General features: G+C 70.3%; 19 protein-coding genes, 1 pseudogene and 1 riboswitch. Of the genes and pseudogenes, 8 read left to right on the forward strand and 12 right to left on the reverse strand.

The annotated features are described in order from the left end of the window. Positions 1-136: 136 nt before the first annotated feature. From rlmN to ACLJWH_RS23475, 4 genes are all read left to right on the forward strand, one after another. Positions 137-1,243, forward strand: coding sequence for a 23S rRNA (adenine(2503)-C(2))-methyltransferase RlmN (rlmN, locus tag ACLJWH_RS23460; RefSeq protein WP_411143694.1), 1,107 nt, complete (start codon positions 137-139; stop codon positions 1,241-1,243). Between the two features lie 33 nt (positions 1,244-1,276). Then, positions 1,277-1,397: riboswitch (TPP riboswitch) on the forward strand. Positions 1,398-1,500: 103 nt separating this feature from the next. Continuing rightward, a complete protein-coding gene (locus ACLJWH_RS23465) occupies positions 1,501-2,577 on the forward strand; it encodes a thiamine ABC transporter substrate binding subunit (RefSeq protein ID WP_411143695.1) in 1,077 nt (358 codons plus the stop codon). Positions 2,578-2,630: 53 nt separating this feature from the next. Continuing rightward, positions 2,631-4,244, forward strand: coding sequence for an ABC transporter permease (locus ACLJWH_RS23470; RefSeq protein WP_411143696.1), 1,614 nt, complete (start codon positions 2,631-2,633; stop codon positions 4,242-4,244). Further along, positions 4,245-5,315 (forward strand): ABC transporter ATP-binding protein, encoded by a 1,071-nt coding sequence (locus tag ACLJWH_RS23475; protein WP_411143697.1) that lies wholly within the window; start codon positions 4,245-4,247, stop codon positions 5,313-5,315. Between the two features lie 48 nt (positions 5,316-5,363). Here the strand turns inward: ACLJWH_RS23475 and ACLJWH_RS23480 are convergent, their stop codons facing one another. From ACLJWH_RS23480 to ACLJWH_RS23490, 3 genes are all read right to left on the reverse strand, one after another. After that, positions 5,364-6,056, reverse strand: a complete 693-nt coding sequence (locus ACLJWH_RS23480; protein ID WP_411143698.1) for a response regulator — start codon at positions 6,054-6,056, stop codon at positions 5,364-5,366. Beyond that, positions 6,050-7,204, reverse strand: a complete 1,155-nt coding sequence (locus tag ACLJWH_RS23485) for a sensor histidine kinase (RefSeq protein ID WP_411143699.1) — start codon at positions 7,202-7,204, stop codon at positions 6,050-6,052. Before ACLJWH_RS23485 ends, ACLJWH_RS23480 begins: the two co-directional genes overlap by 7 nt. 1,136 nt (positions 7,205-8,340) lie before the next feature. Next, complete coding sequence (locus ACLJWH_RS23490; RefSeq protein WP_411143700.1) at positions 8,341-9,048, reverse strand: alpha/beta fold hydrolase; 708 nt, start codon at positions 9,046-9,048, stop codon at positions 8,341-8,343. 575 nt (positions 9,049-9,623) lie between these two features. Here ACLJWH_RS23490 and ACLJWH_RS23495 point away from each other — a divergent pair. Then, positions 9,624-10,196, forward strand: a pseudogene (locus tag ACLJWH_RS23495) (glycosyltransferase); the annotation flags it as partial. On the opposite strand, the gene ACLJWH_RS23500 reads toward ACLJWH_RS23495, so the two are convergent. The 3 genes from ACLJWH_RS23500 to ACLJWH_RS23510 form a co-directional block, all read right to left on the reverse strand. Further along, positions 10,152-11,186, reverse strand: coding sequence for a hypothetical protein (locus ACLJWH_RS23500; protein WP_411143701.1), 1,035 nt, complete (start codon positions 11,184-11,186; stop codon positions 10,152-10,154). The pseudogene ACLJWH_RS23495 and the gene ACLJWH_RS23500 overlap by 45 nt on opposite strands. A gap of 163 nt (positions 11,187-11,349) precedes the next feature. After that, on the reverse strand, positions 11,350-12,492 hold the full coding sequence (locus tag ACLJWH_RS23505; protein WP_411143702.1) for an LOG family protein: 1,143 nt from the start codon (positions 12,490-12,492) through the stop codon (positions 11,350-11,352). A gap of 1 nt (position 12,493) precedes the next feature. Further along, entirely contained in the window at positions 12,494-12,901 is a 408-nt protein-coding gene (locus tag ACLJWH_RS23510; protein WP_411143777.1) for a MarR family winged helix-turn-helix transcriptional regulator, read from the reverse strand. 121 nt (positions 12,902-13,022) lie between these two features. On the opposite strand from ACLJWH_RS23510, the gene ACLJWH_RS23515 reads away from it, so the two are divergent. After that, a complete protein-coding gene (locus tag ACLJWH_RS23515) occupies positions 13,023-13,439 on the forward strand; it encodes a RidA family protein (protein WP_411143703.1) in 417 nt (138 codons plus the stop codon). Positions 13,440-13,586: 147 nt separating this feature from the next. Here ACLJWH_RS23515 and ACLJWH_RS23520 read toward each other — a convergent pair whose 3' ends face one another. The 4 genes from ACLJWH_RS23520 to ACLJWH_RS23535 all read right to left on the reverse strand — a co-directional run bounded on the left by ACLJWH_RS23520 (position 13,587) and on the right by ACLJWH_RS23535 (position 17,564). Then, complete coding sequence (locus ACLJWH_RS23520) at positions 13,587-14,753, reverse strand: hypothetical protein (protein WP_411143704.1); 1,167 nt, start codon at positions 14,751-14,753, stop codon at positions 13,587-13,589. Then, complete coding sequence (locus ACLJWH_RS23525; RefSeq protein ID WP_411143705.1) at positions 14,735-15,472, reverse strand: ABC transporter ATP-binding protein; 738 nt, start codon at positions 15,470-15,472, stop codon at positions 14,735-14,737. Before ACLJWH_RS23525 ends, ACLJWH_RS23520 begins: the two co-directional genes overlap by 19 nt. 254 nt (positions 15,473-15,726) lie before the next feature. Beyond that, a complete protein-coding gene (locus ACLJWH_RS23530; protein WP_411143706.1) occupies positions 15,727-17,088 on the reverse strand; it encodes an aspartate aminotransferase family protein in 1,362 nt (453 codons plus the stop codon). 2 nt (positions 17,089-17,090) lie between these two features. Continuing rightward, entirely contained in the window at positions 17,091-17,564 is a 474-nt protein-coding gene (locus ACLJWH_RS23535) for an Lrp/AsnC family transcriptional regulator (protein WP_052860613.1), read from the reverse strand. A gap of 179 nt (positions 17,565-17,743) precedes the next feature. On the opposite strand from ACLJWH_RS23535, the gene ACLJWH_RS23540 reads away from it, so the two are divergent. Together ACLJWH_RS23540 and ACLJWH_RS23545 are read left to right on the forward strand one after the other, a co-directional pair. Beyond that, on the forward strand, positions 17,744-19,198 hold the full coding sequence (locus ACLJWH_RS23540) for a gamma-aminobutyraldehyde dehydrogenase (RefSeq protein WP_052860614.1): 1,455 nt from the start codon (positions 17,744-17,746) through the stop codon (positions 19,196-19,198). Positions 19,199-19,316: 118 nt separating this feature from the next. Next, positions 19,317-20,498 carry an ABC transporter substrate-binding protein gene (locus ACLJWH_RS23545; RefSeq protein WP_411143707.1) on the forward strand — a complete coding sequence of 394 codons (1,182 nt, stop codon included), beginning with the start codon at positions 19,317-19,319 and terminating at the stop codon, positions 20,496-20,498. Between the two features lie 1,597 nt (positions 20,499-22,095). Here ACLJWH_RS23545 and ACLJWH_RS23550 read toward each other — a convergent pair. Further along, the gene (locus tag ACLJWH_RS23550; protein WP_411143708.1) at positions 22,096-22,857 is read right to left on the reverse strand and encodes a glycerophosphodiester phosphodiesterase; all 762 of its coding nucleotides are present in this window, start codon (positions 22,855-22,857) and stop codon (positions 22,096-22,098) included. Further along, positions 22,845-23,963 carry an adenosine deaminase gene (locus tag ACLJWH_RS23555; protein ID WP_411143709.1) on the reverse strand — a complete coding sequence of 373 codons (1,119 nt, stop codon included), beginning with the start codon at positions 23,961-23,963 and terminating at the stop codon, positions 22,845-22,847. Before ACLJWH_RS23555 ends, ACLJWH_RS23550 begins: the two co-directional genes overlap by 13 nt. Positions 23,964-24,197 lie beyond the last annotated feature (234 nt).

The following is a 24,197-nucleotide window of genomic DNA, read 5'->3' on the forward strand; positions in this document are numbered from 1 at the left end:
CCCGCTCGCACGACGGCTCCGCCGCCCCGGGACTCCGCGCGAATTCCCTGCGTACAAGGGGTGCACGACGGCCCAGAGGGGTCTGCCGCATGACGTGGCAGGCCCCTCTTCGCGCGTCTGCGACACTGGTATGACCATGCCTGCACCCGGAGAACTCACTTTTGTCGCGCCGCGCGGGGCCAAGAAGCCCCCGCGGCACCTTGCCGATCTCACCCCCGTAGAGCGCCGCGAAGCGGTGGCCGCGATCGGCGAGAAGCCGTTCCGCGCCAAGCAGCTCTCGCAGCACTACTTCGCCCGTTACGCGCACGACCCGGCGCAATGGACCGACATCCCGGCGGCGGCGCGCGAGAAGCTGGCGGCGGAGCTGCTGCCGGACCTGATGAACGTGGTGCGGCACATCTCCTGTGACAACGACACCACCCGCAAGACTCTGTGGAAGCTGCACGACGGCACGCTCGTCGAGTCGGTGCTGATGCGCTACCCGGACCGGGTCACCATGTGCATCTCCTCGCAGGCCGGCTGCGGAATGAACTGTCCGTTCTGCGCCACCGGACAGGCGGGCCTGGACCGCAACCTCTCCACCGCCGAGATCGTGCACCAGATCGTCGACGGGATGCGCGCGCTGCGCGACGGCGAGGTCCCGGGCGGCCCGGCGCGGCTCTCCAACATCGTCTTCATGGGTATGGGCGAGCCGCTCGCCAACTACAAGCGGGTGGTCGGCGCCATCCGGCGGCTCACCGACCCGGAGCCGGACGGAATCGGCCTGTCGCAGCGCGGTATCACCGTCTCCACGGTCGGCCTGGTGCCCGCGATGCTCCGTTTCGCGGACGAGGGGTTCAAGTGCCGGCTCGCCGTGTCGCTGCACGCGCCCGACGACGAGCTGCGTGACACCCTCGTCCCCGTCAACACCCGCTGGAAGGTCCGCGAGGTCCTGGACGCGGCGTGGGAGTACGCCGAGAAATCCGGCCGTCGCATCTCCATCGAGTACGCCCTGATCCGCGACATCAACGATCAGGCATGGCGCGGTGACCTGCTGGGACGGCTGCTGAAGGGCAGGCGCGTCCATGTGAACCTGATCCCGCTGAACCCGACGCCCGGCTCGAAGTGGACTGCCTCGCGGCCCGAGGACGAGCAGGCGTTCGTACGGGCCATCGAGGCGCACGGCGTGCCGGTGACCGTCCGGGACACTCGTGGTCAGGAGATCGACGGCGCCTGCGGGCAGCTCGCAGCCGCGGAACGCTGACCGTTCGCTGGTACCGTGTGATCGAACAAATGCACATTCCGACAGGGGAGCGCCACAGCGCTGAGAGTGCGGAAGCGTCGTAACGATACGGTGCCCGCAGACCCTTGAACCTCGCCCGGGTCATTCCGGGTAGGAAGTTCGGTCATCACTCATGCTGTTGCGCCCCGCCCGGAATCCGCTCGATGGACGTCGACCGACGTCGACAGCAGCGGCACCGGGCGGGGCCGCGTCTCTTCCTGGCCAGCCAGGAGGAACCAGTGAGCACCACCAGCAGGATCACCGCGACCGCGGTCGCCGCCGCGGTCGGCATGACGGCACTCGCCGCGTGCGGCAGCTCGGACGGTGGGAGCACGGACGCCAAGACCGTCACGCTCGTCAGCCATGATTCGTTCGCCGTCTCCAAGTCGGTGCTCGCCGGCTTCGAGAAGGAGAGCGGTTACCAGGTCAAGGTGGTCCAGAGCGGGGACGCCGGAAAGGCCGTCAACCAGGCGATTCTCTCCAAGGGCAATCCGCAGGGCGACGTCTTCTTCGGCATCGACAACACGCTGCTCTCGCGTGGCCTGAAGGAAGACCTCTTCAGCCCGTACAAGGCCCAGGGGCTGGACAACGTCCCGGCCGAGCTCCAGCTCGACAAGGACCGGCACCGCGTCACACCGCTCGACTACGGAGACACCTGCGTCAACTACGACCGGGCCTACTTCGCGCAGCACAAGATCACGCCGCCGGAGACCTTCGACGACCTGATCAAACCCGAGTACAAGAACCTGCTCGTCACGGAGAATTCCGCGACCTCCTCCCCGGGGCTCGCCTTTCAGCTCGGCACCATCGCGAAATACGGTGAGAGCGGCTGGCGGGACTACTGGAAGAAGCTCAAGGCCAATGGCGTCGAGGTCGTCAACGGCTGGGAGCAGGCATATAACGAGCGGTTCTCCGGCTCGGCGGCAGGCAAGGGCAAGGGGGACAAACCGCTGGTGGTCTCCTACGCGTCCAGTCCGCCCGTCGAGGTGCTGGGCAAGAAGCCGGAGCCCAAGGAGGCACCGACCGGAGTCGCGACCGGGACCTGTTTCCGGCAGATCGAATTCGGCGGTCTGCTCAAGGGCGCGAAGAACGAGAAGGGCGGTAAGGCACTGCTGGACTTCCTGCTGAGCAAGAAGTTCCAGGAGGACGTGCCGCTACAGATGTTCGTCAACCCGGCGCGTACGGATGCCAAGGTGCCGACGCTGTTCACGAAGTACGGCGCGACGATCGACAAGCCGGCGACGGTCGCCCCGGAGACGATCACCAAGAACCGCGAACAGTGGATCAAGCAGTGGTCCTCGCTCGTTCTGAAGTAACCCGCGCCCGGCGCCGACGGTCCCTGCGCGCAACGGCGGTACGGCTCGGCCTGATGGCCCTGCCGTTCGCCTTCTTCGCGCTCTTCTTCGCCTATCCGGTCGCCTCGATCGTCGGACATGGCCTGAAGGACGGCGGACAGTGGCAGCTCGGGCGGATCGGGGCGGTGCTGGCCGATCCGGATGTGCTCCATGTGCTGTGGTTCACCTTCTGGCAGGCGGTGGCCTCGACCGGGCTGACACTGCTGATCGCGTTGCCCGGCGCGTACGTCTTCGCGCGCTTCGACTTTCCCGGTAAACAGCTGCTGCGGGCGCTGGTCGCGGTGCCGTTCGTACTGCCGACGGTCGTCGTCGGCTCGGCCTTCCTGGCACTCGTCGGGCGGGGCGGGTTGCTGGACGACCTGTGGGGTGTACGCCTGGACACCTCGGTGTGGGCGATCCTGCTGGCACACGTCTTCTTCAACTACGCGGTGGTCGTACGGACCGTCGGCGGACTGTGGGGGCAACTCGACCCACGCCAGGAAGAGGCGGCGCGGGTGCTCGGCGCCGGACGGTTCGCCGCCTGGCGGCGGGTGACGCTGCCCGCGCTCGGTCCGGCTGTCGCGGCCGCCGCACTGATGGTCTTCCTCTTCACTTTCACCTCCTTCGGGGTGGTGCAGATCCTGGGCGGGCCGACCTTCTCGACGCTGGAAGTGGAGATCTACCGGCAGACCGCAGACTTCCTGGATCTGCCGACGGCCGCCGTCCTCACCCTCATCCAGTTCACGGCGGTGCTCGGACTGCTGGCGCTGCACGCCTGGACCGTACGCCGACGCGAATCCGCCCTGAAACTGGTGGACCCGGCGCAGACCGCCCGGCGGCCACGCGGACGTGGTCAGTGGGCGCTCTTGTGGACAACGCTCGTCGTCATCGCGCTCCTGCTCGTCCTTCCGCTGGCCGTGCTCGTCGAGCGGTCCTTCGCGGGACCGGACGGCTACGGGCCGGTCTTCTACGAGACTTTGCAGTCCGCCGCCACGGCCGACAGCACCTTCGCCGTCGCACCTCTCGACGCCCTGTGGAACTCGCTCGCCTTCGGGGCCGTGGCGACGGTGATCGCGCTGGTGGTGGGCGGGCTGGCGGCAGCCGCCCTGACCCGCAGGGGCGGCCGTCTGGTCCGTGGCTTCGACGCGCTGTTGATGCTTCCCCTCGGAGTCTCCGCCGTGACCGTCGGCTTCGGTTTCCTGATCACCCTCGACAGACCACCACTCGATCTGCGCTCCTCGTGGTGGCTGGTCCCGCTCGCCCAGGCACTGGTGGGTGTGCCGTTCGTCGTCCGGACGATGCTGCCCGTCCTGCGCGCGGTCGACGGCCGGCTGCGGGAGGCGGCCGCGGTGCTGGGCGCCTCGCCGTGGCGGGTCTGGCGCGAGGTGGACCTGCCGTTGGTGCGACGGGCGCTGCTGATCGCGGCCGGTTTCGCGTTCGCCGTATCGCTCGGTGAGTTCGGGGCGACGGTCTTCATCGCGCGGCCGGACCATCCGACCCTGCCGGTGGCCGTGGCCCGGCTGCTGGGGCGCGCGGGGGAGCTCAACTACGGGCAGGCGATGGCCCTGTCGACCATCTTGATGGTGGTGTGCGCCGGCGCCCTGCTGGTCCTGGAGCGCATCCGTACCGACCACTCCGGGGAGTTCTAGATGACGGCATATGTCGGGACGACGGCGCCGGAGCTGCTGCGGCTGGGCGGGGTCACCGTCCGCTTCGGCAATGCGGAAGGGCGCCCCGCGCTCGACGCGGTGGATCTGACGGTCGCCGCGCACGAGATCGTCTGTGTGCTGGGACCCAGCGGCAGCGGCAAGTCGACGCTGCTGCGGGTGGTGGCCGGACTCCAGCAGACCGACACGGGGCGGGTGCTGCTGGAAGGACGGGACCAGTCGGGGGTGCCCACGCACCGGCGCGGAGTAGGGCTGATGTTCCAGGACCACCAGCTCTTCCCGCAGCGCGATGTCGCGGGAAACGTTGCCTTCGGACTGCGGATGCGAGGCACCTCGCGCGCCGACCAGGAGCATATGGTCGCCCGCCTGCTGGACCTCGTCGGGCTGCCGGACGCACAGGGGCGCGCCGTGGCGTCGCTCTCCGGCGGTGAGCAGCAGCGTGTCGCACTGGCCCGCGCGCTCGCCCCCCGTCCCCGGCTGCTGATGCTCGACGAGCCGTTCGGCCAGCTCGACCGCGGACTGCGTGAACGTCTGGTCGTCGAACTTCGGGAACTCTTCGGCGAGTTGGGCACGACCGTGCTCGCGGTCACGCACGACCAGGGCGAGGCGTTCGCGCTCGCGGACCGGGTTGTGGTGATGCAGGACGGACGGATCGCGCAGACCGGCACCCCGCTGGAGGTCTGGCAACGGCCCGCCACCGAATTCGTCGCCCGTTTTCTCGGCTTCGACAATGTGGTGGAGGCGACTGTGCAAGGGGATGCCGCCGTCACCCCCTGGGGCAAGCTGCCGGTGCCGGACGGCACTCCGGACGGGCCGTGCCGCCTGCTTGTACGTCCGGCCGGCGTCCGCCTGCTGCCCACGCCCGAGGGGCTGCCCTGTACGGTCACGGCCCGGACGTTCCGTGGCACCCATGTCGCCCTGCTGCTCCAGCCGGCCGGCGGACCACAGGTGGAGGCGGCCTGCGCACTGCCGGACGCGCCGGAGACCGGAGAGAAGGTGGGCATTGCCTTCGCGGCGCAGGATGTCGTGGTGCTGGAGGCTGCGGCGGGATGATCGCAGGAAGTGTCGCATCGGTGGCATGAGCCGCTCCTGACTGGTCGGTCACTCCGGTAAGCGGGGGAGGGAAGTCGGCCGTCGGCCTTGCGGGATGACCAGACCCAGCTCATAGGCGAGGATCACCGCCTGGGCGCGGTCGCGGAGGCCCATCTTCGTGAAGAGCCGGTTGATATGTGTCTTGACAGTGTGGTCGGTGATCGTCAGGCGAGCGGCGATCTCGGCGTTGGACAGTCCCTGGGCGATCAGGACGAGCACTTCCACCTCGCGACCGGTGAGCTCCTCGACCGTACGGACCGGAGCTGGCGCCGAGCGTTCCTCGACGTACGCCGCGATCAGCCGCTTGGTCAGCTCGGGGGCGAGCAGGGCATTGCCCTCGGCCACGACCCTTACGGCATGGAGGAGTTCGGGAAACGTCGCGTCCTTGAGGAGGAACCCGCTGGCCCCTGCCGCCAGCGCGTCGTACACATACTCGTCGAGGCCGAACGTCGTCAGCATCAGCGCCTTGGTGGCGCCGTCGGACGCTCTGGTGATCTCGCGGGCGGCCTCGATGCCGTTCTTGTGCGGCATGCGGATGTCCAGCAGCGCCAGGTCGGGGCGCTGAGCTGCGGCGATACGGACCGCCTGGACGCCGTCCGCCGCCTCGCCCACCACCTCGATGTCGTCCTGAGTGCCCAGGAGGTTGACGAATCCGGTGCGGACGACCGCCTGGTCGTCGGCGACGATTGCTCTGATCACCAAGGGATTTCCGCTTCTATGAGAAAGCCGCCGTCGGGGCCGGGGCCGGCGGTCAGTTGCCCGCCGAGCAGCACCGCCCGCTCCTGCATGCCGACCAGGCCATGGCCGGGGTGGACCACGCCCAGCGGGCCCGGTCCGTCGTCCGCGATCCGCACCGCCAGCCGGTCGGACCGGTAGCCGATCTCCACCACCGTACGAGCCCCTGAGGCGTGCCGACGCACGTTGGTCAGCCCCTCCTGCACGATGCGATACGCGGACAGCTCCCAGGCGGTGGGCAGCGCGACCCGTTCACCGCTGAAGCGCAGCTCGACCTCACCGCCCGCCGAGCGGTGCTGCGTTATGAGGTCGTCCAGCGCGTCGAGGGTCGGCTGCGGAGCCGTACCGGCCTTGTCGTCGGCGTCGGCCCGCGGCACGCTCAGCAGCCGCCGCAGCTCCGCCATCGTGGAGCGGGCGGAGGCGGCGATCCGCTGAAAGCCCTCGCGGGCCTGCGGTGAGAGACCCGGTGTGGTGTAGGTGGCGCTCTCCGCCTGGACCGCGATCACCGAAACGGAGTGCGCCACGATGTCGTGCAATTCGCTTACGATTGCCGCCCGTTCGGCCTCGGCGGCCTGCCGCCGCTCCATCGCGATCAGCCGGACCTGGGCGTCCGCCCGCTCGCGCCGAGTCTCCTCGCGGGTGCGTACGGCATCACCCATCGACACCCCGGCCAGGGTCGCCAGGCTCAGCACGAACCACTCGGCGAACAGGCCGGGGGAGCAGGTGTTCTGTCCCCACGTCGAGATGTGCCACAGGTTGACGGCGAGGGCGAGGGCGGAGCCACCGGCGACGAGGACACCGGGATGCAGCACACGATGGCGCCCGAGCGTGTAGCAACTGATCAGTCCGCTCGCGGCCGCCGCGATGTACAGATCGGCTCCGGCCGCGAAGCTCACGAGGACCGCCACTGCTGACACGATCGCGACGGCCGGATGCGCGCGGCGCCACAGCAGCGCAACCGCGGACACGAGCACGCCGAGCGCGATCACCGGTGGATGCCGCGGCATGACCGCCAGCTCCACGGCCGCGAACGCGGTCAGCGCGCCGCCGGTGACCCAGGGATACGCGGGTGCCGCGACCCACGCGCGCAGCCGCGGCTGGAGAGATGTGCTCATGCCGTCATTCTTCGGCTCCGTGGCTACAGCAGCGTCGCCGCACGGGTTGATCCTTCCGGCGAGCGTCATGCCACGGGTTGACACCGAGGTTCGGTTGCTCGGTTGACGCTCTGCGGCGGCGCCTTTCATAGCCTCGTGATCAAGGCGAGGGCGGGAGTCTCATGAACAATCAACAGACGGTCCACGAAGTGGAGTTGAGCAGATCCGAAGTCGCCGCGCTCGAATCGCGTGGTGTGCGCCGCGCGAGTCCGGTGCGGCGGCACGAGGTGCCGGGGCGGGGTGGGTATGCGAGCGTCGCGCTCGGCCTGGGACTCGTATCGGCGCTCGCCCCGCACCGGATATGGGGACTGATCGCAGTGGTCGGATACAGCTGCGCGGCGGTGGCGGTGGCGGCTTTGCGCCGCCGGGGCCCGGGGCGGGGCCATGAACGAAGGCTGTGGCGAGGCGGGTGGCGGGACCGGCGCCGGCTTCGTGCCACAGGGTGGCCACACCTGGCCCGTGCGGTGGCCGTAGCGGGTGCGGTAGTGCTGCCGTTGCTCGTCCTCGCGCTGGCCGACAGGGCGCAGCTGGAGATCGCGGTGGTCGAACGCTCGGCCGACCTGTTGTTGCACGAGGACAGCGCGTACGTTCCCAGTCCCTCCGCGGTGGTGGACTACGACCCCTATCTGCCGGGCATCGCGGCGTTCGGACTGCCGCACGCGCTCTTGGGCGACGGACCGCTGACGGACACCCGTTGGCGGATGGTCGGCGTCTTCCTCCTCAACTTGGCCGGGGCGGCGGCCGCCCTCACGCGCCGCCCACTGTGGGAGAAGGGCCGGGGGAGCGATATCGCGGTATTCGGGCGCGGCAGCGCAGTGCCCTGGCTTGCCGGGGCGACGCTTACGGGCTCGGCTGCCACACTTCCCTTCGCGCTCAATGCCCCTGCTTCCTTCGTTGAGAACGTCCTGGCCCACCCGCTCGGTCCGGGCGCGGCGGCCTCGTCGACACCGAACCCACTGCCGAGGCACCTCCTGGCCGCCTACACAGATGCCGGTGAAGACGGGACGGGACAAGGCCGCACGGGACCGCCTCTTGGTCACCCTCGAAGAACCTGTGCGGCCCCGTCCCCGTCATGGTCTGTGGCTGCGCCCTCAACGTCACAGGGCAGGGCGGCTGTCCTCCCTCGCCAGCAGGAACGCCGAAACCGCCTCCGTGAACGTCTCCGGCGCTGCGCGGTGGATCAGGTGTCCGACGGGGACGGTGGCCACTCGACCGCCGGGGATGCGACGGGCCATTTCGGCGACACCGTCCTGGGGCACGTGGCTGCGTGGGCCGCCGGCCAACACGAGGGTCTCTGCCGTGATCTTGCTGAGCCGCTCCAGCCACCTGGGATCGGGCACGTCGATCTGCCTCCTGATGGCCAGCACCATCGCCCAGTCGAAGGTCAGGTCGCCGTCCGGCCTGGTCGGGGTAGTCCCCTCCCGGGGATGCGGGATGGGAACGTCCTCCAGGATGAGCCGGCGCACCCGCTGCGGATGGTCCTCCGAAAGCAGGTAGGCCACGACCCCGCCCATGGAATGCCCGATCACGTCCACCTGGTCAAGTCCCAGCACGTCCAGAAATCGGAGCACGTCGCCCCGCATGAGTTCGAGCGAGTAGTCCCCCGGCCAGTCGCTTCGGCCGTGACCGCGAAGATCGAGGGCGTAGACCCGTCGGCTACGGGCCAGGACGGGCGCCACCGTCTCCCAGTCGGTGGCGTCTTCGCCCAGCGCGTGCAACAGGACAAGTGGCGGAGCATCCGACGGACCCGACACCTCATAGGCCAGCCGGACCCCTCCCACGTCGACCGAGCGATGTTCAACCATGCCCGGAAGATATGCGGGAAAGTCCTGCCGGAGGATCAACGTTCACCAGCGGCCGAATCCATCATCCCCAGTCAGCAAGCACACCGGGTCCTCGGCCGTACGGCCTCACCCCGATTTCCAAGCGCCGATCACGTCGTTGCTCCCCGTCCCGTCCCGTCTCCCGCACCGGGGCCTGTGGTGTGGCCGTAGCCCGGCGATACGACTGCGACAACGTGTGGTTCGGCGCTACGCCGCAGCTCGGCCTGATGGCAGGGTGCTTGCGCCGGTGAACAGGCATGGAAGGGGTGGTGGCGACAGGCCATGGCAAAGTCACGGCAGGTACGAGGTCTGGTCGGCACGCGTTCTTGCGGCTCGCTCGCTACCGTGCCGGATCGGTGCGTGGACGGATGTGGTGACCCACCTGGGCGTGAGCACAGTGCCCCCATCACGGCTGGGCTCGGTCCCATAGCCGCGCACCGCACAGTCCCGGCTCGCTCCCCGGGGCCGACGCCACCCTGTTCGAGCCGGGGCTTGATCCGTGTCCCGTATGCGGGTCTGATGATCTGGCCGGACGGCGATGATGCCTTGCGCGGCTCCGGCTGGTGCAGCGCAAGGGGCCTGATACGCCGATACGCGCAATGCCGCGGATACGCCGCGGCGTGCTGGATGCCGTGCTGCGGCTCGTCGGCGCTGGCCCCTGCGAACGGAGGGTGAGGCAGCTCGCCTCAGCGGGAAGGAGGGGCCGGAGGTGGTCTTTGCGGGGTCAGCCGCAAGGCGGCCTGCCGTCGATCCGTTCCCCAGCCGACGTCTTCGCCATGCCCTGCCGAACCCGGCGACGCGGCGTGGAGACCGACGGGCTGGGCATCGTCTTCCGGGATGCCGAGGCCGCCGCATCGCCGGTGCTCGTCGACGACTCCGGCGGCGCGCCCGGCGCGGTACGCAACGGCGAGACCGGCCATCCGGTCGATGGGCACAGCCCGCGTGCGGTCGCGGACCGGCTCATCGACATGCTCCAGGACCCGGGTGCCGTCCGCGCGATGGGGGAGAAGGGACGAGCCCGGGACAGAGCGGAAGGGGACTGCGACCGCTCCTGCGAGGAACCGGCTCCTACAAAGAACCGGCTCCTACGAGGAACTGGCGCGGTTGCTGGACAGAGAACGAGCGGGTGACTCGGCAGCCCCGTCCCGGTCCGTCGGCGGATGTGCCGATCCGTTGCCCGGCGCCGGGCCGTCTTCCGCTGCCGTGGCGGCGTCCCGCTCCGCATCGCCCGCGGTGACCGAGCCGTACTCCGGCTCGGGGGCGCCGAACCAGGCGACCGCGACGGCCCCGGCCACGGCCACCAAAAAACCGAGGATGGCGACCCAGGCGAAGCCCGGACGGGAGGCATCGCCCAGCCAGAGCACCCCGAGAATGCCCGGGACCACGGTCTCACCCACCACCAGCGCCGCCGTGGCGCCGTTCACCGAACCGATCTGGAGAGCGACGGTGTGCAGGTACATCCCGCCGATGCCGGCGACGAGGATCGCGTACAGCGCAGGGTCGCCGAGGAAGGAGGAGAGATGGAACGGATCCACACCGTTCAGCACCCGTACGCCGACGCCGAGCGCACCGAAGCCCAGACCGGAGAGGAGACCGGCGAGAATCGCGGCCCGGCCGCCGAGCAGCCGCACGATCAGGATGCCGCCGCCGATGAGCAGGACGGAAGCGGCCAGCAGCCACCAGTGCGTGGTGATCGGCGTGTTACCGCCGCCCTCCGGTCCCGCTGCCGTGGCCAGCAGCACCAGCGCCGAACAGACCACGGCGATGGAGGTCCACTCGGGCCGGGTGAGCCGGATGCCGAGGAGCTTGATGCTCAGCACGGCCGTGATCACGAGGTTGGCGCTGATCACCGTCTGGGAGAGGAACAGCGGCAGCAGCCTGGCAGCCAGCGCGCCGAGCCCGAAGCCTATGAAGTCCAGTATGGTGCCGACCATGAACTCCCAGGTCACGGCCGCCTTGGCGGTGGACGAGAGGCTGGGACCACCGTGCTGGGTGACCTCGGTGGTGGAGGCGGCGGCCGCCTCCCGGCGGGCGGATTTGCGCGATCCCACCGCCTGGAGGACCGAACCCGTGCCGTAGCAGACGGATGCCGCCACGGCTGTCAGAAGGCCGATGATCACCAAGAACTCCGTTCACGCACTGCCTGGATTTACCTGTGCATTACCTGAACTGGCAGACGCGCATTTCGGGACGGGAGTTGCCTCGGGTGGGCAAATGGGTAACCGGATCTTTCGGCCGGGCGCCGGATCGGGGCGGCGGAGCCACGGGCGGGCACCGGACCGGTCAGGGTTCGGCGGTGAGACGGGCCAGTGCCTCCGGTACGTCCGTCACCGAGTCGACCAGGGCGATCCGGTCCGCCATGGGACGGCCCGCCGCGAGCGACCGGAGCAGCGGCCAGGTGGGCAGCCTCTCGGTCCAGTGCTCTCGGTTGACCAGCACCATCGGGGCCGGCTCGCCCGACGACCGGTAGTAGTTCGCAGTCGCGTTGTCGAAGATCTCCTGCACGGTCCCGGCGGCGCCCGGCAGGAACACCACGCCGGCATGGGAGCGGGCCAGCAGGCCGTCCTCGCGCACCGCGTTGACGAAGTACTTCGCGATTTGGGTCGCGAAGGCGTTCGGCGGTTCATGGCCGTAGAACCAGGTGGGGATGCCGACCGACGCGCCACCGCCCGGCCAGCTGCGGCGCACGTCGAAGGCGGCACGTGACCAGTCCGTGACGGAGGGGGTGAAGTGCGATGCCTTGGCGAGGAGTTCGAGCGCCGAGTCGAGCATGGTGTCCTCGAAGGGTGCCGCGTACGCCCCGAGGTTCGCTGCTTCCATCGCTCCGGGCCCGCCGCCGGTGGCGACGGTCAGGCCGGTGCGTGCGAGGCTGCGGCCGAGCCGTGCCGCGCCTGCATAGGCCGCCGAGCCACGCTCCAGTGCGTGCCCGCCCATGATGCCCACCACCTGGGCGCCGGCGAGATGCTCGTCCAGGGCGTCCGAGACGGCGTCGTCATGGATGCTCCGCAGCATCGAGGCGAAGACCTCGCCGTTCGCCCGCGTCTCCTGGTACCAGTGGAACGCGCGGGCGTCCGGCGTCGCTTCGTAACCGGCGTCGGCCAGGCCCTCGAAGAGTTCGTCGGGTCGGTACAGGCTGCTGCGGTACGGGTCGAACGGCAGGCCCGGTATGGGAGGGAAGACCAAGGCGCCCCCGGCGCGCACCTTCGCGGCGGCGTCGGCCTCCATCGCGCAGCCGAGAAAGACGGAATCGGCGGTGTCCGTGCCGAGCAGTGCGAAGGTCCGGTCCGTCAGATCGACCGACCGGATGCGGCGTCCGGCGAGACCGCCCGAGACGGCTGCCCGGTCGAATTCCTCCAGGGAGTCGATCTCGCGGTCGTGGTCCCGGCGGGGCGCTGAGGGCTCTGAAGTCGGCTGCACGCCCGCCATGTTAGGCGCGCAGCGACTCCACCAGTGGCCCGAGATGCCCGTCCTCGGCCGCGGCGTCCAGTGCGGCGCGCAGGGCGCCGTCGTAGGTCGGGCGCGCCTTGCTCTGCACCTCCCGGCCCTCGTCGGTGATCACGCTGTAGACGCCGCGTCGGTCTTTCGGGCACAGGTCCCGGCGCGTGAGGCCGGACGATTCCAGGCGGGAGGCCAGGCGGCTCACGGAGCTCTGGTTCAGGCCGACGAGATCGGCGAGCTCCTGCATACGCAGCTCACCGTCGTCCGCCTCGGCCAGCCGGGCCAGCGCGCGGTACTCCGACAGTCCGATGCTGTGGTGCTGCTGGAGGGCCTTCGCCAGCTCCTGTTCGACGCGTGTGTGCAGCGTTCCGAACCGGTCCCAGTGCTCCGCGTCCATCGCCTTCTGCTCTCTTCCGCCTTTTCCGGCTGGGCTCTTGACAGCAGCGTACATGCACTGGCAACTTATGTATGTGCATGCAAGTGACTGTGTGCAGCAGAGGAACGGGGGAGTCATGCTGATGAGCGGCGTTATGGGGGAACGGGGTGCGCGGGCGATCCAGCGGATCGCGACCACACCGGACTGGTACGAGCCGTACAAGATCTCTCAGGCGATCAGGGCGGGCGGACTGATCCATGTCTCGGGGCAGGCGGGGATCGACGATCGGGGGCGGACCGTCTCGGACGATTTTCTGACGCAGGGGCGGCAGGCGTTCGCGAATGTCCAGCGGGTCCTCGCCGCAGCGGGTGCCTCGTTCGTCGATGTGGTGAAGGTGGGCATCTTCGTCACGGACATGGCCGCCGACCTCGGCCATGTCATCACGCTGCGCGGGGAGTTCCTGTCCGAGCCCTATCCCGCAGACACCCTGCTGGAAGTGTCCTCGCTGGCCCGGCCGGACTGGCGAATAGAGGTGGAAGTCACCGCTCTGGCCCGCTGAGCGGTGAAACACCGCAAGGCGCGTCACGCAAGCCCGTGGGGCGGCGATGCGCTGCCCTGTAGGTCCGTGCCGTCGCCGACGCACCCGTCGCGATGGTGGTCCGCTGCGGCATCACCGCCGGCCAGCGCGCCGGCTCCCTGGTCCCTCTCAGGGCACCAGAGGGAGGGTGGCCATTTCCGCGACGACCCAGGTCAGGGGAGCCAGCACGATCAGCAGTGCCATGGCGCGAAGGGCCGCGGTGTGACGGAGGGCGGAGGCGCGGGCGCCGAGCCGTCGCAGAGCGGCCGTGGTGTGGGTGCGAGCCGATCGGGACTCCAGTACGGCGGCCAGCGCGCTGGCGGTGACACAGGCGAGGACGATCGCCGCGCCGATGGCGGTGAGCGGCCCGAAGTGGCGAGTGGGCGAGGCTTCGTACACGTTCACCGCCGCGTAGGAGCCGGAGACGACCGCGCACAGGACGCCGAGCGGGCGGCCGAGGCGGTGCGCGTCCCGCTGGAGCAGCCGGCCGGACAGCAGCCGCAGAGCTCCCGGCCGGCCCGCGCAGAGGAGCCAACCGCACAGATGAACCAGGCCGGGGCCGGCCAGGACGAGGCCGAAGGCCGACAGCGACCAGCCGGCCAGCACACCAGGAGGGCTCTCGGTCAGCCGGCCGGCCAGGGGGAGCAGTCCGCCGGGGGTGCCGGCGCCGCGGCTGGTGTACGCCTCGATCGCGAGGCCCGCCGCCGTCATGGCGATGCCCCACGGCAGGCCGGACGGCACGGCCGGCTTCGCGTGGGCCTCGGCCTCGGGGGTGGCGGCGGCCTCGGGGCGCGGGCGCAGGGACACGGCGGTCGCGGTGGCGGCGGTCAGCGGTACGGCGGACAGGAGCAGCAGAGCGCCGAGCAGTGGCACCGGATGGCCGGCGCCGAGCAGGTCGGAGGAGGCACCGCCGGAGGAGACGCCGCCGAGGTCACCGCGGAGCCGGAGGAAGACGAGCAGGGAGAGGAGGACGCCCAGTGCACAGGACAGCGCGGTGGAGGCCGCGGCGAGCACGGTGAGCCGGACGGGGCCCAACCCGGCGGCGGCCATGCCCTGTTGGAGGCGGGCGGCGGGATCGGTGCGGGCCACGGACACCGCCAACTGCGCGGTGGCGGCTAGCGGGGCGGTGCACCACAGCAGGCGCACCAGCGAATCGCCGGCCGGCGACGGGTGGCCGACGGCGTGGCCGAGGGTGGACAGCAGGAGGAACCCGGTACCGGCCGAGGCGGCGGCGACGAAGAGGCGGCGCAGCAGAACGAGGGGGTGAGAGCCGCGGGCTAGACGGAGAGCGAGCACGCTGCCCTGCTTTCCGTGTCGGGGGCGCCGCTGGCGGGGGTGGCGTCCGAGTGACGGCCGTCGAGCAGCTCGATGGTCCGGTCGGCGAGCGCGGCGATGTCGGGGTCGTGGGTCGCCAGGACGACGGTGATCTGGTGGGAGCGGGCCGCGGTGGTGAGGGTGCGCAGCACCTGCGTGCCGTCGGCGCGGTGCAGTGGGGCGGTCGGTTCGTCGGCGAAGAGCACCTGGGGGGTGGTCGCGAGGGCGCGGGCGATGGCGGTGCGCTGCCGCTGCGACTGGTCGAGCCGCGCGGGGCGGCGGCGGGCGCACATGCCGACGTCGAGGCGGTCCAGCCATTCGATGGCGGTGTGCTTGGCGGAGCGGTGGCCGACGCCACGCAGCAGGAGCGGGAGGGCGGCGTTCTCCCAGGCGGTGAGTTCGGGGACCAGATGCGGTTCGGTGTCGATCCAGCCGAACCGGTCAAGACGCAGCCGCTCGCGGCTGGGGGAGGAGAGGGTGTGGACGGGGGCGCTGTTGAACCAGACTTCGCCCTCGGTCGGGACGAGTTGACCGGAGAGACACCGGAGGAGGGTGGTCTTGCCACTGCCGCGAGGACCGGTGACGGCAAGGATCTCGCCCTCGCGGACGCCGACGGAGACTCCGGCGAGGGCGGCGGTGCCGCCGTGCATGTGGTGCAGGCCGCGGGCCCAGAGAACGTCGTTGTCAGGCGGGGCCACCATCTGCGCACCTCGTGCTTGTTCGCGTCCGTTCCCCCGACCGGGTGAACGACCATGGAGGGTATCGGTCACTGGCACGGTAAGGACTGGCAGCCCCCGGCATTCGCTGCCCGGCACGCACAACGGCCCAGATTCACCCGTACGGCTGTAACTGGGTGAATCTGAGCCGTTGGATATTCAGTTGTGTACTACCGGAGCGGGAGGTGATGCGAAGGATGCTCCGGCAGGTGTCCTGGGCGTCGCGGACGTCCTGGAGGTCAGAGCTTGGTCCACGCCTCGGTGAGGACGGAGCGCAGGATCTGCTCGATCTCGTCGAAGACCGGCTGGTCGGCGATCAGCGGCGGGGCGAGCTGGATCACCGGGTCGCCACGGTCGTCGGCGCGGCAGTAGAGACCGTTGTCGTACAGGGCCTTGGAGAGGAAGCCGTACAGGACGCGCTCGGTTTCCTCGTCGTTGAAGGACTCCTTGGTGGCCTTGTCCTTCACGAGCTCGATGCCGTAGAAGAAGCCGTTGCCGCGGACGTCGCCGACGATCGGCAGGTCGTGCAGCTTCTGGAGGGTGCCGAGGAACGCGCCCTCGTTGTCGAGGACGTGCTTGTTCAGGCCCTCGCGCTCGAAGATGTCGAGGTTGGCGATACCGACGGCCGCGGAGACCGGGTGGCCGCCGAAGGTGTAGCCGTGCAGGAAGGTGTTGTCGCCCTTGTAGAACGGCTCGGCGAGGCGGTCGGAAATGATGCAGGCACCGATGGGGGAGTAGCCCGAGGTCATGCCCTTGGCGCAGGTGATCATGTCCGGGACGTAGTCGAACTTGTCGCAGGCGAACATCGTGCCGAGGCGGCCGAAGGCGCAGATGACCTCGTCGGAGACGAGCAGCACGTCGTACTGGTCGCAGATCTCGCGAACCCGCTGGAAGTAGCCAGGCGGCGGCGGGAAGCAGCCGCCGGCGTTCTGTACCGGCTCCAGGAAGACCGCGGCGACGGTCTCCGGGCCCTCGAAGAGGATCTGCTGCTCGATCTGGTCGGCGCACCAGCGGCCGAACGCCTCCGGGTCGTCACCGAAGATCGGGGCGCGGTAGATGTTGGTGTTCGGCACCTTGTGCGCGCCGGGGACCAGCGGCTCGAACGGGGCCTTGAGGGCCGGCAGGCCGGTGATGGACAGGGCGCCCTGGGGGGTGCCGTGGTAGGCCACCGCGCGGGATATCACCTTGTGCTTGGTGGGCTTGCCGGTGAGCTTGAAGTACTGCTTGGCCAGCTTCCAGGCGGTCTCGACGGCTTCACCGCCGCCGGTGGTGAAGAAGACCTTGTTGAGGTCGCCGGGGGCGTAGTCGGCCAGGCGCTCGGCGAGCTCGACCGCCTTGGGGTGGGCGTAGGACCACACGGGGAAGAAGGCCAGCTCCTGGGCCTGCTTGAAGGCGGTCTCGGCGAGCTCCACCCGGCCGTGGCCGGCGTTGACCACGAAGAGGCCGGCCAGGCCGTCGATGTAGCGCTTGCCCTTGTCGTCGTAGATGTTGGTGCCCTCGCCGCGCACGATGGTCGGCACGGGGGCGTTCTCGTACGACGACATGCGGGTGAAGTGCATCCACAGGTGGTCGTACGCCGTCTTGGAGAGGTCGGCGCTCATTGCTATCTCGTTCCCCAGGTGTAGGTCTGCTTCCGGAGCTTGAGGTAAACGAAGCTCTCGGTGGTCCGGACGCCGGGCAGCGTGCGGATCCGCTTGTTGATCATTTCCAGCAGGTGGTCGTCGTCCTCGCAGACGATCTCGATGAGGAGATCGAAGGAGCCCGCGGTCATGACGACGTACTCGACCTCTTCCATGGTCGTCAGGGCGTCGGCCACGGGGTCGAGGTCGCCCTCGACGTTGATGCCGACCATCGCCTGCCGTCGGAAGCCGACCGTGAGGGGGTCGGTGACCGCGACGATCTGCATCACGCCTTGGTCGAGCAGTTTCTGTACGCGTTGGCGTACTGCCGCCTCGGACAGGCCGACGGCCTTGCCGATCGCGGCGTACGGACGGCGCCCGTCCTCCTGGAGCTGCTCGATGATCGCCAGGGAGACGGAGTCGATCGACGGAGTGCCGTTTCTGTCACGAGTGGCCACAGCCCTCACTCTGCATGAGCCTCGTCCGTCTCGCAAGGCCAAATCGATGAAATCAGTTGTGTCAAGATGAAAATTTAACTGATTCCGTTGTTCATGGGTGGCGGGTATGTCGAAAGCGTGGCCTCCATGGCTAGGGTGGGCGTTTCCACCACACGACATCTGAATGAAGGGGGCGCACAGTGACCACCGCACTGCGTCGTCTGCGCAACTACATCGACGGGGAGTTCCGGGACGCCGCCGACGGACGGACCACGGAGGTGGTCAACCCGGCGACGGGTGACGCGTACGCCACCGCCCCCCTTTCGGCCGCCGCGGACGTGGACGCGGCGATGGCCGCCGCCGAGGCAGCCTTTCCCGCCTGGCGCGACCTGATCCCGGCCGAGCGCCAGAAGGTCCTGCTCAAGATCGCCGACCGTTTCGAGGAGCGCGCCGAGGAGCTGATCGCGGCCGAGTCCGAGAACTGCGGCAAGCCGCTCGCGCTCGTCCGTTCCGAGGAAATCCCGCCGATGGTGGACCAGATCCGCTTCTTCGCGGGTGCCGCCCGGATGCTGGAGGGCCGCGCGGCCGGCGAGTACATGGACGGCTTCACCTCCATCATCCGCCGCGAGCCGATCGGCGTCTGCGCGCAAGTCGCGCCGTGGAACTACCCGATGATGATGGCCGTGTGGAAGTTCGCGCCGGCGCTGGCCGCGGGCAACACCGTCGTCATCAAGCCGTCCGACACCACCCCCGCCTCGACGGTGCTGATCGGCGAGATCATCGGCGGCGTGCTGGACGAACTGGGCCACTCCCGCGGCGTGTTCAACGTCATCTGCGGTGACCGCGAGACCGGCCGCCTGATGGTCGAGCACAAGGTCCCGGCGATGGCCTCGATCACCGGCTCGGTGCGCGCGGGCATGCAGGTCGCCGAGTCCGCGGCCAAGGACCTCAAGCGGGTCCACCTGGAGCTGGGCGGCAAGGCGCCGGTCGTGGTCTTCGAGGACACCGACATCGCCAAGGCCGTCGAGGAGATCTCGGTCGCCGGTTACTTCAACGCAGGTCAGGACTGCACGGCCGCCACCCGGGTGCTCGTCCACGAGTCCATCCACGACGAGTTCGTCACCGCGCTGGCCAAGGCCGCCGCGGACACCAAGACCGGTGCGGCCGACGACGAGGACGTGCTGTTCGGGCCGCTCAACAACGCCAACCAGCTGGCGCAGGTCAAGGGCTTCATCGAGCGGCTGCCCGCGCACGCCAAGATCGAGGCCGGCGGCCAGCAGGTCGGCGACAAGGGGTACTTCTTCGCCCCGACCGTCGTCTCGGGCCTCAAGCAGGACGACGAGATCATCCAGCAGGAGGTCTTCGGCCCGGTCATCACCGTCCAGTCGTTCCGGGACGAGGAGCAGGCGCTGGAGTGGGCCAACGGCGTCGAGTACGCCCTGGCGTCCTCGGTGTGGACCAAGGACCACGCGCGCGCGATGCGGATGTCCAAGAGCCTCGACTTCGGCTGCGTGTGGATCAACACCCACATCCCGCTGGTCGCCGAGATGCCGCACGGCGGATTCAAGAAGTCCGGTTACGGCAAGGACCTTTCGGCCTACGGCTTCGACGACTACACGCGCATCAAGCACGTGATGACCTCGCTGGGCGGCTGAGCCGCGGACCCACACCGTCGCGCGGCACGGGCCGCTCGACACACCGTCGCGGGCGGAGGCCCGGCAGTTGACGATCTGTCTCTTGCCGCCTCCGCCCGCGGGCGTGAGAGTGCTCGCCATGGCTGATCTTTCGCGGCGTTCGCTGCTAAGAGGCATGGGTGGAATCGGTGCGACCGGGACGCTGGCCGCCCTGACCGGATGCGGGGTGCCGCCGGCGTACGTGAAGGCGGCGGACCGCGGAACGCGCGACCGCTCGGCGCAGGACCGGAGCCTCGTCTTCGCCAACTGGCCCCTCTACATCGACGTCGACGACCACGACAAGCAGCGCCGGCCCACCCTGGACACGTTCCGGCGGCGCACCGGGATCTCCGTCACCTACACCGAGGAGATCAACGACAACGACGAGTTCTTCGGGAAGATCAGCCCCGCGCTGATGAACCACACACGCACCGGCCGCGATCTGATCGTCATCAGCGACTGGATGTGCGCCAGGTTCGTCCGGCTCGGCTGGGTCCAGGAGATGGACCGCGCGGCCCAGCCGCACGTCGCCCGGCACCTGGATCCGCTGCTGCGGTCCCCGCACTTCGACCCGGGTCGCACCCACTCCGTCCCCTGGCAGTCGGGGATCACCGGTATCGCCTACAACCGCAGGAAGCTCGGCAGGGAGATCCGGCACACCGCCGACCTGTGGAAGGACGATCTGCGCGGCCGGGTCACCCTGCTGTCCGGCCTCGACGAATCGTTCGCGATGCTCTTGCAGGGCGACGGTGTGGACATCACCCGCTGGACGGCCGACGACTTCCACCGGATGACCGACCGGATACGCGGACTCGTCCGCAAGGGCCACATCCGGCGGTTCACCGGCAACGACTACATCAAGGACCTGGACTCGGGCGATGTGCTCGCCGCGCAGGCGTACTCCGGCGATGTGATCCAGCTTCAGGCGGACAACCCGGACATCGAGTTCGTGGTGCCGCAGGAGGGCGCCGAGCTGTGGGCGGAGAGCCTGATGATCCCGAACCTCGCGGACCACAAGCGCGATGCCGAGCGACTGATCGACTACTACTACCAGCCGGAGGTCGCCGCCGCTCTGGCGGCCTGGGTCAACTACGTCTGCCCCGTTCCGGCCGCCCGCGAGATCCTGGCCTCCGCCAAGGACAAGGAACGCGCCGCGCTCGCCGAGGATCCGCTGATCTTCCCCGACGGCGCGATGCGCGAGCGCCTGGCCATCGCCCGGGACATCACCGCCAAGGAGCGGGTCGCCTTCGCGAAGGAGTGGAACGCGATCGTGGGGCTGTAGGGGTGCCGGGGCCGGGGCCGAGGGGCTGCCCCGTGTGGCACGAGGCGGCGGACGCGGTCTTGACGACGTGCCGGGTACGGCGGTGTACGTGCCGGTCCTGAGGGGACTTCGGCCACGGGAGCCGGAGCGGGTCCGGCGGGCCGTGGCGGACACCGACGAGCGGGAGGTCGCGGACCCGGTCGCGGTGCGGGCGGCCGTCGGGGCCGCGGCGGCCGCCCACGGGGCCGTACGGGCGGCAGGTCCGCGCTCTTCCGGAGCGCCCGGGACGGCTCCGGCCGGGTGCCCTGGACGGTTGTTCCGGGCCGCACGGCTTCCTCCAGCGCTGGCGGCCGCCGCCCGTGGCTCCACCCCGGGCTCCGCCACCTCGCTGGTCATCGTCATCCCCTTCCTTCGGTGGGCACTTCACTCTGTGGGTGCGTGGACGGCTGCGCCGGGCGGACTGCGGAACCCCGGCGACCGTACGGGGGGCGGCGCACGGCGCGGCCGTCGCCGGGGCGGCCACGGTGGACTCATCTGCGGGGGCCCCGGCGGGCGCGGGGAGGGCCGGGGAGCCGATGGGCAGTGGCGAGCGCTGACCAGCACTGCCGGGTGCTGAGGGGATGCCGGTGGGCTAGGGGGCCGGGCGGCGGTACGGCGGATGACCGGCGACGGCTCCGGGGAGTCGGTCGGGTCGATGTCGTCGTGGGCGAGCGCATCCCCGGTGACGGCCGGAGGAGCGCACTGTGGCGGAATCGGACGTCAACTTCCCTGGTGGGTATGGGTGTTGGGGTTCCAAGGGGCGTGCTTCCGGTGCCCTGGGGTCGCGACGCGCGGGCTTGCGGCGGCCTGGACGAGGGTGGCGGTCGCTGTCGGGAGGCGGGGATCCGCCGGCCGGGACGATCCGGGAACCGGACGCGCGCCTGGGCCGGAAGCGGCCCTGGCGGAGCCGTACAACGAGGCGCGTACGGAAATCTCGTCGCGCGTACGGAAACCTCGTCGCGCATGCGGAAATCTCGTCGCGCGTACGGAGCGCCCGTGGGCCCGGTGGGACGAGGGTGAAGGCCGTCGGGCCCACGGCGGCGGGTCCGGACGCTGTCCGGCGGGCGGGGAGTGTGGCGGCGGTGTGCTGTTCCCGTGGCGCCGGGCGGCGGAGGGCGCGCCGGAGCGGTCTCGGACAGCGGCCCGGACCACCCCCAGGAGGTGGCAGACCGGCCGGTGTGCGGTGGTCAGGGTGCGTACCGCCTCGCGGACGCGCGCCGGTCGAGGCCGCGGGCCGCGCGACCGGCCCCGGCGGTTCGGCGGAGTTTTCCCGGCGGGCCGGGCGAACCCCGACCCGCCGGGCGAGCCCCGGTGGGTCGCCCGGCGGCCGGACGGCCCCGGGCGACACGCATCCGACGCCGACGCATCCGACGCCGACGCATCCGACGCCGACGCATCCGACGCCGACGCATCCGACGCCGACGCATCCGACGCCGCAGAAGTCAGAGGCCACCGAGGCCACAGAAGTCAGAGGCCACAGAGGCCACAGCGGACAACGGGGCGACCGGGGCCGACAGAGAACGGCCGGGTGGGCGTCGTGCCGCCCACCCGGCCGCCCTCCTGCCGTCCTCGCCCGGCCTCAGCGCGTTCTGCCGGTGACCAAGGGGCGTAGTGCTGCGACGCGGTTGGTGGTGATCGCGTCGACCCCGGCGCGCAGCAGGCGGCGCGCCGTGCGCGGGGTGTCGACGGTCCAGGCGGCGCAGGCGTAACCGCCGTCGTGCGCACGGCGGACCCGGTCCTCGGTCACCAGGCCGAAGTGGTAGTTGAGCCACTGCGGTCTGATCCGGTCGAGCAGCACCGGGCGGGGCGGCGCCGCGCGCGCCCAGGAGAAGGCGATCTCGGCGTCCGGGTCCGCGGCCCGTACGGCGAGCATCGCCAGGCCGCCGCCGCAGTAGTACGCGCGGCCGGCGGCGTCCGACTCGTGGACCTCGGTGACGGCGCTGTCCGCGGCCGCCGGATCGGGCAGATCGATCAGTGCACGGGCCCGGGGATAGCCGGCGGTCAGCGCGAGCGCCTCGCGCAGGGTGGGCACGCCGCCTGCCGTCACCTCGCGGACCTCGGCGAACGTCAGCGACGACAGCGGGCGGTCGTGCCCCCACAGCCGGGCGAGGGTCGCGTCGTGGAGCAGCACCGGGATGCCGTCGCGGGTATGGCGGACGTCGATCTCGACGGCGTCCGCCCCTGCCTCCAGCGCTCCGCGCAGCGCGGCGAGAGTGTTCTCACGGTGGGCGTACGGGGCTCCGCGGTGGCCGATGACGGCCACCTTGCGGGTGCCCGCCGGGCTCCGGCCCTCCGCCGTCCCCCGGGCCGGCGCGCCGCCCGCCGCCGCTACCCGCGCCATGACGCCGCGTAGGTGTCGATCTCGGCCGCCAGCCGCGCCTTGGCCGGTGTGTCCATGAAGGAGGCCGTGACGGCGTTCTTGGCGAGGCCGGCCACACCGGTGGCGTCGAGGCCCAACAGCCGGGCGGCGACGCCGTATTCGGTGTTGAGGTCGGTGCCGAACATCGGCGGATCGTCGCTGTTGACGGTGACCAGTACGCCCGCGTCGACCATCTGCCTGATGGGGTGCTCCTCCAGGGTGCGCACCGCCCGGGTGGCGATGTTGGAGGTGGGGCAGACCTCCAACGGGATGCGGTGCTCGGCGAGATGGGCCAGCAGCTCGGGGTCCCTGACGGAGCTGGTGCCGTGACCGATGCGCTCGGCCCGCAGGTGGGTGAGGGCGTCCCAGACGGTCTCCGGGCCGGTGGTCTCACCGGCGTGCGGTACGGAGTGCAGACCGAGCGCGATGGCACGGTCGAAGTACGGCTTGAACTGCGGCCGCGGCACACCGATCTCCGGGCCGCCGAGACCGAAGGAGACAAGGCCCTCGGGCTGGAGTTCGCAGGCGATCCGGGCGGTCTCCTCGGCGGACTCCAGACCGGCCTCACCGGGGATGTCGAAGCACCAGCGCAGCACCACACCCAGTTCGGACTCCGCGGATTTGCGGGCGTCCTCGATGGCCTCGACGAACGCGGCGTCGGGGATGCCGCGGCGGGTCGAGCTGAAGGGGGTGACGGTCAGTTCGGCGTAGCGGATGTTCTGCCGCGCCATGTCGCGGGCGACCTCGTACGTCAGCAGCCGGACGTCCTCGGCGTCGCGGATGAGGTCCACGACGGAGAGGTAGACGTCGATGAAGTGCGCGAAGTCGCGGAAGGTGAAGTAGTCGGCGAGCGCCTCGGGGTCGGTGGGGACGGAGGAATCCGGGTGCCGGGCGGCCAGTTCGGAGACGATCCGCGGCGAGGCCGATCCGACGTGGTGGACGTGCAGCTCCGCCTTCGGCAGGCCCGCGATGAAGGCATCGAGATCGGACAACGGTTCCTCCTGGTCAAGGGGTTGTGCGTCGGTGTGCGGAACGGTGTGGTCATCGTATGCGGGGGCCGGGCGGGCGCCCGGCGCAGGTCTTAACATGACAGGACAGTCGGAGCGGGCGAGAGGGAAGACGAGCCATGGCCGAGGGGCCGGAGCCCGAGCCGGGGAATCCGTGGGCGAGCCCCGCGGGGCCGTCCGGGACCTCGGCGGGCGGCGCACCAGGGCGGTACGCCGTTCCGCCGCCACCGCCCGCGCCGGCTCTACCGGGCGTACCGTGCGCCGGGACGTACGGGCACTCGTACGCTTCGCAGCCCACGCAGCCCACGCAGCCCA

This window comes from Streptomyces sp. x-80 (genome assembly GCF_046549095.1).
Classification (GTDB): Bacteria; Actinomycetota; Actinomycetes; order Streptomycetales; family Streptomycetaceae; genus Streptomyces; species Streptomyces celluloflavus.

Excerpts from the sequence above, each read along its gene's own strand:
- rlmN (WP_411143694.1), top strand. The coding sequence starts at position 137 with ATGCCTGCACCCGGAGAACTCACTTTTGTCGCGCCGCGCGGGGCCAAG.
- ACLJWH_RS23470 (WP_411143696.1), top strand. The coding sequence starts at position 2,631 with ATGGCCCTGCCGTTCGCCTTCTTCGCGCTCTTCTTCGCCTATCCGGTC.
- ACLJWH_RS23475 (WP_411143697.1), top strand. The coding sequence starts at position 4,245 with ATGACGGCATATGTCGGGACGACGGCGCCGGAGCTGCTGCGGCTGGGC.
- ACLJWH_RS23485 (WP_411143699.1), bottom strand. The coding sequence starts at position 7,204 with ATGAGCACATCTCTCCAGCCGCGGCTGCGCGCGTGGGTCGCGGCACCC.
- ACLJWH_RS23490 (WP_411143700.1), bottom strand. The coding sequence starts at position 9,048 with ATGGTTGAACATCGCTCGGTCGACGTGGGAGGGGTCCGGCTGGCCTAT.
- ACLJWH_RS23505 (WP_411143702.1), bottom strand. The coding sequence starts at position 12,492 with ATGGCGGGCGTGCAGCCGACTTCAGAGCCCTCAGCGCCCCGCCGGGAC.
- ACLJWH_RS23510 (WP_411143777.1), bottom strand. The coding sequence starts at position 12,901 with ATGGACGCGGAGCACTGGGACCGGTTCGGAACGCTGCACACACGCGTC.
- ACLJWH_RS23515 (WP_411143703.1), top strand. The coding sequence starts at position 13,023 with ATGAGCGGCGTTATGGGGGAACGGGGTGCGCGGGCGATCCAGCGGATC.
- ACLJWH_RS23525 (WP_411143705.1), bottom strand. The coding sequence starts at position 15,472 with ATGGTGGCCCCGCCTGACAACGACGTTCTCTGGGCCCGCGGCCTGCAC.
- ACLJWH_RS23530 (WP_411143706.1), bottom strand. The coding sequence starts at position 17,088 with ATGAGCGCCGACCTCTCCAAGACGGCGTACGACCACCTGTGGATGCAC.
- ACLJWH_RS23545 (WP_411143707.1), top strand. The coding sequence starts at position 19,317 with ATGGCTGATCTTTCGCGGCGTTCGCTGCTAAGAGGCATGGGTGGAATC.
- ACLJWH_RS23550 (WP_411143708.1), bottom strand. The coding sequence starts at position 22,857 with ATGGCGCGGGTAGCGGCGGCGGGCGGCGCGCCGGCCCGGGGGACGGCG.
- ACLJWH_RS23555 (WP_411143709.1), bottom strand. The coding sequence starts at position 23,963 with ATGTTAAGACCTGCGCCGGGCGCCCGCCCGGCCCCCGCATACGATGAC.